The sequence below is a fragment of the Kitasatospora sp. NPDC056184 genome, assembly GCF_042268405.1.
Classification (GTDB): Bacteria; Actinomycetota; Actinomycetes; order Streptomycetales; family Streptomycetaceae; genus Kitasatospora.
Map to the genome: position 1 here is coordinate 173557 of NZ_JBHJUI010000016.1, position 9286 is coordinate 182842.

Here is a 9286-nt window from a genome sequence, read left to right on the forward strand (position 1 = left end):
GATAGTAGGAAATCCAAGTATTCGTGCAGACACCGCCGGGCCGGAGCCGTACGGTGGTGGAAGCCGTACGGTGCGCCGCCCCTGTAGCCAGGGAGTGCGGCCCGTGCGCGTGTGTACGCCCGATGGGCAGGTGATCCCCGCCCGGTGTACCCCCCTCCTCCCCTCCGCCGCGTCCGTCCCCGACGGCGCGTATCGAACCAAGGAGCCCCGGTATGCCCTCGACCGTCGACCGCCGCGCCGCTTCCGCCCCCGCCGCCCCGCAGACCCGCGTCCCGCGGCGCCGCCGGGCCGCCGAGCCGAACCCCTTCGCCGCCGCCGCGCTCCAGCGCGCGCTGGACCGCCGCGACAACGGCGGCGCGACCGGCCACCACTGACGCCGCTCCGGTCGGTCCGGACCCGTCGGCGTTCATCCGCCGAATGGGCCGAACGGGCCGACGGGATGTCACTCCAAGGGGTGCAACTTGCCACCGTTCGGGGGAGGTTGCTCGCCTCCACCGGCGCGATATTCCTAATTTGGGGCCCCCGGGAGGGTGATCGACGGCCGCACGGGCGGGCGTCAGCGGCACACGGTGTGCGGATCGGTACCCCCGGCCGGGGGAGAGGACCCCATGCGTCGTCCGACCGTCCGCCGACCGCTCGCCCGGATCGGCCTCGCGCTGGCCCTGTTGGCCGGACCGGCCCTGCTCACCGGCGCCGCCCCGGCCGTCGGCAGCCCGCCGCCGGCCGCGCCCGCCCGGGCCGCCGACCGGCCCGTGCCCGTCCTGCTGGAACTCGCCACCGAGCCCGTCGCCCCCGTCTGGCGGCGGGCCGGCGACGAGGCCCGGCGGCAGCGGCGCTCCCCGGAGGCCGCCCGCCGGGAGGCCGCCCGGGCCGGCGCCGACCAGCGCTCCCGCGCCTCCGCCGCGCTGGACCGGCTGGCCGGGGCCGTCCACGGCGCGGTGCCCGGCGCCCGGGAGCTCTACCGCACCCGCACCCTGGTCACCGGCCTCGCGGTGAGCGCCCCGGCCAGCCGGCTGCCCGCGCTGCGCACCCTGCCCGGGGTCGCGGCCGTGCACCCGATCGTCCGCAAGCGGCGCGACAACGCGCACTCGGTGCCGGTCACCGGCGCGCCCGCGGTCTGGGCGGGCGGCTCGTCCGAGGGCGGGACGGCCGGCGACACGGGGCAGGGGGTGCGGATCGGCGTCGCCGACAGCGGCATCGACTACACCCACGCCGACTTCGGCGGCCCCGGCACCGAGGAGGCGTTCCGGTCCGTCGACGGCGCCCTGCCCGCGCCCGCCGGGCTCTTCCCCAGCGCCAAGGTGGTCGGCGGCCGCGACCTGGTCGGCGACGACTACCAGCCCGACCCGGGCGCCCCGCACTACCAGCCCGACCCGCACCCCGACGACAACCCGATCGACTGCGACCGCAACGGCCACGGCACCCATGTCGCGGGCACCGCCGCCGGCCTGGGCGTCACCGCCGACGGGCAGCCCTACCGCGGCCCCTACCGGCCCGGCCTGGACCCGGCCGGCTTCAAGGTCGGCCCCGGTGCCGCGCCCGGCGCCCAGCTGTACGCGATCCGGGTCTTCGGCTGCGACGGCTCCACCGACCAGCTCGGCCAGGCCCTCGACCTGGCCGCCGACCCGGACGGCGACGGCGACCCGAGCGACCGGCTCGACGTCCTCAACCTCTCGCTCGGCAGCCGCTTCGGCTCCACCGACGACGCCGACGCCCTCGCCGTCGACCGGCTCGCCGCGCTCGGCACCGTGGTGGTCGCCGCCGCGGGCAACGAGGGCGACGTGTACGGCATCGGCGGCAGCCCCGGGACCGCCGCCCGGGCGGTCGCCGTCGCGGCCTCCGTCGATCCGCACGGCGACGCCGACGGGATCACCGTGCTCGACCCGCCGTCGCTCGCCGGCGTCGTCCCGGCCCACTGGAGCGCCCGCTACCGGGACTGGTCCACGGCCGACGTGACCGGCGAACTCGTCCTGCCCGCCGACCAGCCGGACGGCTGCGCGGCCTTCTCCGAGCCGGACCGGCAACGGCTCGCGGGGCGGATCGCGGTGCTCGCCTGGAGCACCCGGGAGTCCGAGCGCGCCTGCGGCTCCGGCCCGCGCGCCGACCACGTCGCCGACGCGGGCGCGCTCGGCGCCGTGCTGGCCGCCGACGACGACCACCTCGCCGAGATCGCGGGCAACGACCGGGTGCCGCTCGCGCTGCTCGGCCGCGCCGACGGCGAACGGCTGCGCGCGGGCGCCGCCGCCGGGCCGGTCCGGGTCCGCCTCGCGGCGCCCGGCGACCCGCTGCACGGCGCCGTCGCCCAGGACCAGCCGCAGCGGCTCGACACCCTCACCGACTTCACCTCGCGCGGCATCGGCGTGCCCGGCGTCGTCAAACCGGACCTCGCCGCCCCCGGCGAGACCATCTGGTCCGCCCTGGTCGGCAGCGGCACCGGCGGCCAGCGCGAGGACGGCACCTCGATGGCCACCCCGCACGTCGCCGGGCTGGCCGCGCTGGTCCGCGCCGCCCACCCGGACTGGACGGTCGAGCAGGTCAAGGCCGCGCTGATGAACACCGCCGGGGACACCTGGCTCGGCGACGGCGGCACCGGCCCGGTCTACGGGCCCGAGCGCACCGGCGCCGGCCGGGCCGCCGTGGACCGCGCGGTGCGCACCCCGGCCGTCGCCTACGCGGCGGGGGAGGGCGCGGTCGAGGGCGCCGTCGGCGTCTCCTTCGGCCCGGTCGCCGTCACCGGGCCGCTCACCCTGGTCCGCGAGGTCGAGGTGCGCAACCTCTCCGCCGCCCCGGTCGCCTACCGCACCGGCTACGCGGCCGCCACCGAGCTGCCCGGCGCCCGCTTCGAGCTGGCGCCCGACCGGGTCGAGGTCCCGCCCGGCGGCGCCGCGCGGGTGCGGGTCACCCTCGGTGTGCCCGGAGCGCTGGAGCGGGCCCCCGACCCGACGACCGCCGCCCTCCAGGGCGGCCGGGCCCGCAGCTACCGCGGCGAGCTCTCCGGCCGGCTGCTGCTCACCCCGGACGACCCGGCCGCCCCGGGGCTGCGGGTGCCGCTGTTCGCCGCCCCGCGGGCGGCCTCCGACCTGGCCGCCACCACCCCGGTCCGCACCGCCCGCGGCGGCGCGCTGGCCGCCCTCACCGGCACCGGCACGCCCGGCGGCGGCCCCGGCCTGCTCAGCGCCTTCGCGCTCGGCGGGGAGGGCGACCGCTGGCCGGACTGCCCGCCGGACAGCGGGGCGGCGGTCGGACCCGGCGCGGGCTACGTCCCGGAGGGGAGCACCGGCGAGGCCGAGCACCTCGCGGACCTCTGCGTCGAGCACGCGGGCGACCGGGCCGCCAACCTGCGCGCCGTCGGCGCCGCCACCGACGCGCCCGCCGTCGCCGGGAACCCGCTCACCGAGGGCCGGCTCTACCTCGGCGCCCAGGTGTGGGCGCCGGCCGCCACCCCGGTCGGGCTGTTCGCCGTCCGGGCCTCGCTGGACACCGACGGGGACGGCGTCACCGACGTGATCGTCAAGGCCGACCGGCTGCGCGGCAGCGACGTCCTGGTGGCCCGTTCGCTGGACGCCCGGACCGGCGCCGAGCTGGACGTCCAGCCGCTGAACGCCCGCTGGGGCGACACCGACACCGCCCTGCTGGACTCCGACGCGGTGGTCCTGCCGGTCCGCCTGGCCGCCCTGCCGGGCATCGGCGCCGGCCACAGCACCGTCCACTACGCCCTATGGTCCGGCCTCACCGGCTCCGGCACCCCGGACCCGGCCGAGGCCTTCTCCGCGATCGGCCTGGAGGGCGCCCGGCCGACCCTCGCCGTCGACGTCCTGCAGCCCGCCGTCGACATCCGCACCGCCCCCGGCGGCGCCACCGCGATCGCCGCCCCCGTCCGCCCCGCCACCGTCCTCGACATCCGCCGCACCTCCGGGGACCGGTCCCGGATCCTCCTCCTCCACCACCTCAACCCGGAGGCCCACCGCAGCCAGGTCCTGACCCTGCCCTAGGAGCTGCCGCGGGGCGTGCACGGATCTGTGCACGCCCCTCGAAAGGATGAAGTCCCGGGGGATCGGGCCGAGTAGCCTGAGAAAGGCCACGAGGATGCCCGTATGGGAGGAACCATGAGCGTCGTGCCGTACCCCGACTGGATCAGGCCCCCGGCCGAGGGGTACACGGCCGAGGACCTCGACCGGCTGCCGGATCTCCCGCCGCACACCGAGTTGCTCGACGGGAGCCTGATCTTCGTGAGCCCGCAGACCCTCTTCCACATGCGCACACTCCGCAGGTTGGAACGAGCCCTGGAGGCGGCCGTACCGGACGGGTGGCAGGTGTGGCGGGAGATGACGATCCGGCTGAACCTGCGGAATCGGCCCGAGCCGGATCTCACCGTCGTGAACGAGAACGCGGACACCGGTCCTGAGGGAACCTACTGCGAAGCGCAGGACGTCCTGCTCGCCGTCGAGATCGTGTCCACGGAGTCCCGGGAGCGCGATCGAGAGGTCAAGCCACGCAAGTACGCCGCCGCCGGCATCGCGCACTTCTGGCGCGTGGAGAGCGACGAAGAGGGGCACGCCATCGTCCACACCTACGAACTCGACCCGGCGACCCGCCTCTACGGGCTGACCGGCATCCACCACAAGCAGCTGAAGCTCGACCGCCCCTTCCCGGTCGACATCGATCTCACCTGAGGCGGCCCGGGAGCCCGTGTCCGGATGGTGGACGCCGGATGTCAGGCTGTGGGACACCGGAGTAGCCTCCGAGCATGTCTCGCACGATTCGTCTCGCAGTCGTCCCCGGTGACGGTATCGGCCAGGAAGTGGTGGCCGAGGGCCTGAAGGTACTGGCGGCGGCGCTTCCCGCCGATGTGAAGCTGGAGACCACCGAGTTCGACCTCGGGGCCCGGCGCTACCACCGCACCGGTGAGACGCTCCCGGACAGTGTCCTGGCGGAGCTCAAGGCCCACGACGCGATCCTGCTCGGCGCCATCGGCGACCCGAGCGTGCCGTCCGGCGTACTGGAGCGGGGGCTGCTGCTCAAGCTGCGGTTCGCCTTCGACCACCACATCAACCTCCGCCCGGGCCGGCTCTTCCCCGGAGTGGCGGGCCCGCTGGCCGGTGACCCGGAGATCGACTTCGTGGTCGTCCGCGAGGGCACCGAGGGCCCGTACGTCGGCAACGGCGGCACGCTGCGCACCGGGACCGAGCACGAGGTGGCCACCGAGGTCAGCCTCAACACCGCCTTCGGCATCGAACGCGTGGTGCGCGACGCCTACCGCCGGGCCCAGGCGCGCCCGCGCAAGAAGCTGACCCTGGTGCACAAGAACAACGTGCTGGTGCACGCCGGCCACCTGTGGACCCGGATCTTCGAGCAGGTCGGCCGGGAGTTCCCCGAGGTCACCACCGACTACCTGCACGTCGACGCGGCGACCATCTTCTTCGTCACCCAGCCCGAGCGGTTCGACGTCATCGTGACCGACAACCTGTTCGGCGACATCCTGACCGACCTGGCCGCCGCCGTCACCGGCGGGATCGGCCTGGCCGCCAGCGGCAACATCAACCCGAGCGGCGCCTTCCCGTCGATGTTCGAGCCCGTGCACGGCTCGGCGCCGGACATCGCCGGCCAGGGCAAGGCCGACCCGACCGCCACCGTGCTGTCGGTCGCCATGCTGCTCGACCACCTCGGGTACCCGGCCGAGGCCGCCCGGATCGAGGACGCGGTCGCCGCGGACCTCACCGGGCGCACCGGGACCCGCACCACCGCCCAGGTCGGCGACGCGCTCGCCGCCCGAGTATCCGCCTAGGAGGCCGGAACCGACAGACGGTGTTCCGGCCCCGCAGGGCCGGACCCCATAACGGCAGCTTGAGGATCTCCAAGGAGTCCGCGGCTGTTCGGCACGGCCCTCTGGATGCGAGTATCGACAGTGGGCCGTGTCGTCGTGCGTCCGTTCCGCCCGGGATGGGCGGAACGTCCACCCGGCGGAGGCGGCCCGGACCAACCCCACGGTGAAGGACACACAGCCATGAGCACGCCCACCCAGGCGCCCATCACGTTCGACCTCAAGCCCTCCGCCCACCCGCTCCCCGAGGCGGAGCGCGAGGCCCGGCTGGCCAACCCGGGCTTCGGGCGCGTGTTCACCGACCACATGGTCACCATCCGCTGGACCGAGGGCGTGGGCTGGCACGACGCCCAGCTGGCGCCCTACGCGCCGATCGAGATGGACCCGGCCAACATGACCCTCCACTACGGCCAGGCGATCTTCGAGGGCCTCAAGGCCTACCGCCAGGCCGACGGCTCGATCGCGACCTTCCGCCCGGAGGCCAACGCCGCCCGCTTCCAGGCCTCCGCCCGCCGCCTGGCGATGCCCGAGCTGCCGGTCGAGGCCTTCGTCGAGGCGGTCGAGCTGCTCGTCCAGCAGGAGCAGGCCTGGGTCCCGAACGAGCCGGAGCAGAGCCTCTACCTGCGCCCGTTCATGTTCGCCACCGAGGTCGGCCTGGGCGTCCGCCCGGCCAACTCCTACCTCTTCATGATCATCGCCTCGCCGGCCGGCGCCTACTTCTCCGGCGGCGTGAAGCCGGTCTCGGTCTGGCTCTCCGAGGACTACGTCCGCGCCGCCCCCGGCGGCACCGGTGCCGCCAAGTGCGCCGGCAACTACGCCGCCTCCCTGGTCGCCCAGGCCGAGGCCGCCGCCAAGGGCTGCGACCAGGTGGTCTGGCTCGACGCCGCCGAGCACCGGTGGATCGAGGAGATGGGCGGCATGAACCTCTACTTCGTCTTCGGCGAGGGCGAGAACGCCCGGATCGTCACCCCCGAGCTGTCCGGCGCCCTGCTGCCCGGCATCACCCGCGACTCGCTGCTGCAGCTCGCCGCCGACCTCGGCTACGCCGTCGAGGAGCGCCGGATCTCCACCGAGGAGTGGAAGCAGGGCAACGCCGACGGCACCCTCACCGAGGTCTTCGCCTGCGGCACCGCCGCCGTGATCACCCCGGTCGGCTCGGTGAAGTCCAACGGCGGCGACTGGACCGTCGGCGCCGGCGAGCCCGGCCCGGTCACCATGGAGCTGCGCCGCGCGCTGCTCGCCATCCAGGGCGGCCAGGCCCCCGACACCCACGGCTGGCTGCACAAGATCGTCTGACGCCGACGCCGCGGCCCGCTCGTCCCGGATGGCGAGACGGGCGGGCCGCGGACCGGACGATGTGCCTAGACTGCGAGCGTGTCCTCGCTGTCGCTGATGATTAGCAGCAGGCGCGCCGGTCCGCAGTGACCGCCACCGCACCACCCGATGCGGGGCGACCACCAGCGTCCAGACCCGCGCGCAGACCTCTCGCACCCGCGAGGGGTCTTTTTGTTTCCCCCGGACCGGCCGGAGCCCCCACAAGGGGCCGAGGGACACCGGGCGCGCGCGGGATGCTGGACAGTGGAGCCGGATCAGAACCGGCAGAGCAGTAACCGACCTCCCGGAACGGAGAACCCAGGGTCATGACCCAGGCGACCAACCTCCCCGACGACGCGTTCCACGTCTTCGACACCACCCTGCGCGACGGCGCCCAGCGCGAGGGCATCAACCTCACGGTGGCCGACAAGCTGGCCATCGCCCGGTACCTGGACGAGTTCGGCGTCGGCTTCATCGAGGGCGGCTGGCCCGGTGCGAACCCCCGGGACACCGAGTTCTTCGCCCGTGCCGCCGAGGAGCTGGACCTCCGGCACGCCCAGCTGGTCGCCTTCGGCGCCACCCGCCGGGCCGGCGGCCGCGCCGCCGACGACCCGCAGCTGGCCGCGCTGGTGAACTCCGGTGCGCCCGTGATCACGCTGGTCGCCAAGTCCCACGACCGGCACGTCGAACTGGCGCTGCGCACCACCCTCGACGAGAACCTGGAGATGGTCCGCGACAGCGTCGCCCACCTGCGCGCGCAGGGCCGCCGGGTCTTCATCGACTGCGAGCACTTCTTCGACGGCTACCGGGCCAACCGGGAGTACGCGCTCGCCGTGGTCCGCACCGCCCACGAGGCCGGTGCCGAGGTGGTGGTGCTCTGCGACACCAACGGCGGGATGCTGCCCTCCGGCGTGCGCGAGATCGTCGCCGACGTCCTCGCGCGGACGGGCGCCCGGCTCGGCATCCACGCCCAGGACGACACCGGCTGCGCCGTCGCCAACACCCTGGCCGCGGTCGACGCCGGCGCCACCCACGTCCAGTGCACCGCCAACGGCTACGGCGAGCGGGTCGGCAACGCCAACCTCTTCCCGGTGGTCGGCGCGCTGGAGCTCAAGTACGACCGCCGGGTGCTGCCGCCCGGCAGCCTCGCCGAGATGACCCGGATCTCGCACGCGATCGCCGAGCTGGTCAACCTCACCCCCTCCACCCACCAGCCCTACGTCGGCTTCTCCGCCTTCGCCCACAAGGCCGGCCTGCACGCCTCGGCGATCAAGGTCGACCCGGACCTCTACCAGCACATCGACCCGGAGACGGTCGGCAACACCATGCGGATGCTGGTCTCCGACATGGCCGGCCGCGCCTCCGTCGAGCTCAAGGGCAAGGAGCTCGGCTACGACCTCTCCACCGACCGGGACCTCGCCGGCCGGGTGGTCGCCAAGGTCAAGGAGCAGGAGAACCTCGGCTACACCTACGAGTCCGCCGACGCCTCCTTCGAGCTGCTGCTCCGCGACGAGGTGCGCGGCCGGCGCGAGCGCTTCTTCACCCTGGAGTCCTGGCGCACGATCAGCGAGCAGGGACCGGGCGGCAACACCGGCAACGAGGCGACCGTCAAGCTCTGGGCCAAGGGCGAGCGGATGATCGCCACCGGCGAGGGCAACGGCCCGGTCGACGCCCTGGACCGGGCGCTGCGCACCGCGCTGGAGCGGATCTACCCGCAGCTGGCGAAGCTGGAGCTGGTGGACTACAAGGTCCGCATCCTGGAGGGCCAGCACGGCACCGGCTCCAAGACCCGGGTGCTGATCGACACCTCCGACGGCACCGCCAGCTGGTCCACGGTCGGGGTGGCCGACAACGTGGTGGCCGCCTCCTGGCTGGCGCTGGAGGACGCCTACACCCACGGCCTGCTGCGGGCCGGCCTGGAGCCGGACGCCGCGTAGCGCGCCGCGGGCGGCGGGGCAGAACGGCGCGGCCCGTGGACCGGAGGGTCCGCGGGCCGCGCCGTGCGGCCGTGCGTCGTCGGGTGGTGCGTCGTCGGGCAGCGCCCCCGGTTCACCGCAGCCGGGCGAGGAGGGCGTGTTCGACGAGGGTGATGAGGGCGCTTTTGGCGCTGTCGCGTCGGCGGGCGTCGAGGGTGATGACGGGGGTGTCGCT

At 74.9% G+C, this 9286-nt stretch carries 6 protein-coding genes and 1 pseudogene; 6 read left to right on the forward strand and 1 reads right to left on the reverse strand.

Annotated elements, in window-relative coordinates:
* Nucleotides 1-212: 212 nt before the first annotated feature.
* The 6 genes from ACFC0B_RS28360 to cimA all read left to right on the forward strand — a co-directional run bounded on the left by ACFC0B_RS28360 (nt 213) and on the right by cimA (nt 9072).
* The gene (locus ACFC0B_RS28360; protein WP_376091691.1) at nt 213-374 is read left to right on the forward strand and encodes a hypothetical protein; all 162 of its coding nucleotides are present in this window, start codon (nt 213-215) and stop codon (nt 372-374) included.
* A 234-nt stretch (nt 375-608) separates the two neighbouring features.
* On the forward strand, nt 609-3992 hold the full coding sequence (locus tag ACFC0B_RS28365) for a S8 family serine peptidase (protein WP_376091693.1): 3384 nt from the start codon (nt 609-611) through the stop codon (nt 3990-3992).
* 114 nt (nt 3993-4106) lie between these two features.
* Nucleotides 4107-4673, forward strand: a complete 567-nt coding sequence (locus ACFC0B_RS28370) for a Uma2 family endonuclease (RefSeq protein ID WP_376091696.1) — start codon at nt 4107-4109, stop codon at nt 4671-4673.
* A gap of 74 nt (nt 4674-4747) precedes the next feature.
* The gene (locus tag ACFC0B_RS28375) at nt 4748-5785 is read left to right on the forward strand and encodes a 3-isopropylmalate dehydrogenase (RefSeq protein WP_376091699.1); all 1038 of its coding nucleotides are present in this window, start codon (nt 4748-4750) and stop codon (nt 5783-5785) included.
* A gap of 219 nt (nt 5786-6004) precedes the next feature.
* On the forward strand, nt 6005-7117 hold the full coding sequence (locus tag ACFC0B_RS28380) for a branched-chain amino acid aminotransferase (RefSeq protein WP_376091702.1): 1113 nt from the start codon (nt 6005-6007) through the stop codon (nt 7115-7117).
* A gap of 344 nt (nt 7118-7461) precedes the next feature.
* The gene (gene cimA, locus ACFC0B_RS28385) at nt 7462-9072 is read left to right on the forward strand and encodes a citramalate synthase (protein WP_376091705.1); all 1611 of its coding nucleotides are present in this window, start codon (nt 7462-7464) and stop codon (nt 9070-9072) included.
* A gap of 112 nt (nt 9073-9184) precedes the next feature.
* On the opposite strand, the pseudogene ACFC0B_RS28390 reads toward cimA, so the two are convergent.
* Nucleotides 9185-9286 (reverse strand): annotated as a pseudogene (locus tag ACFC0B_RS28390) (ATP-binding protein); the annotation flags it as partial.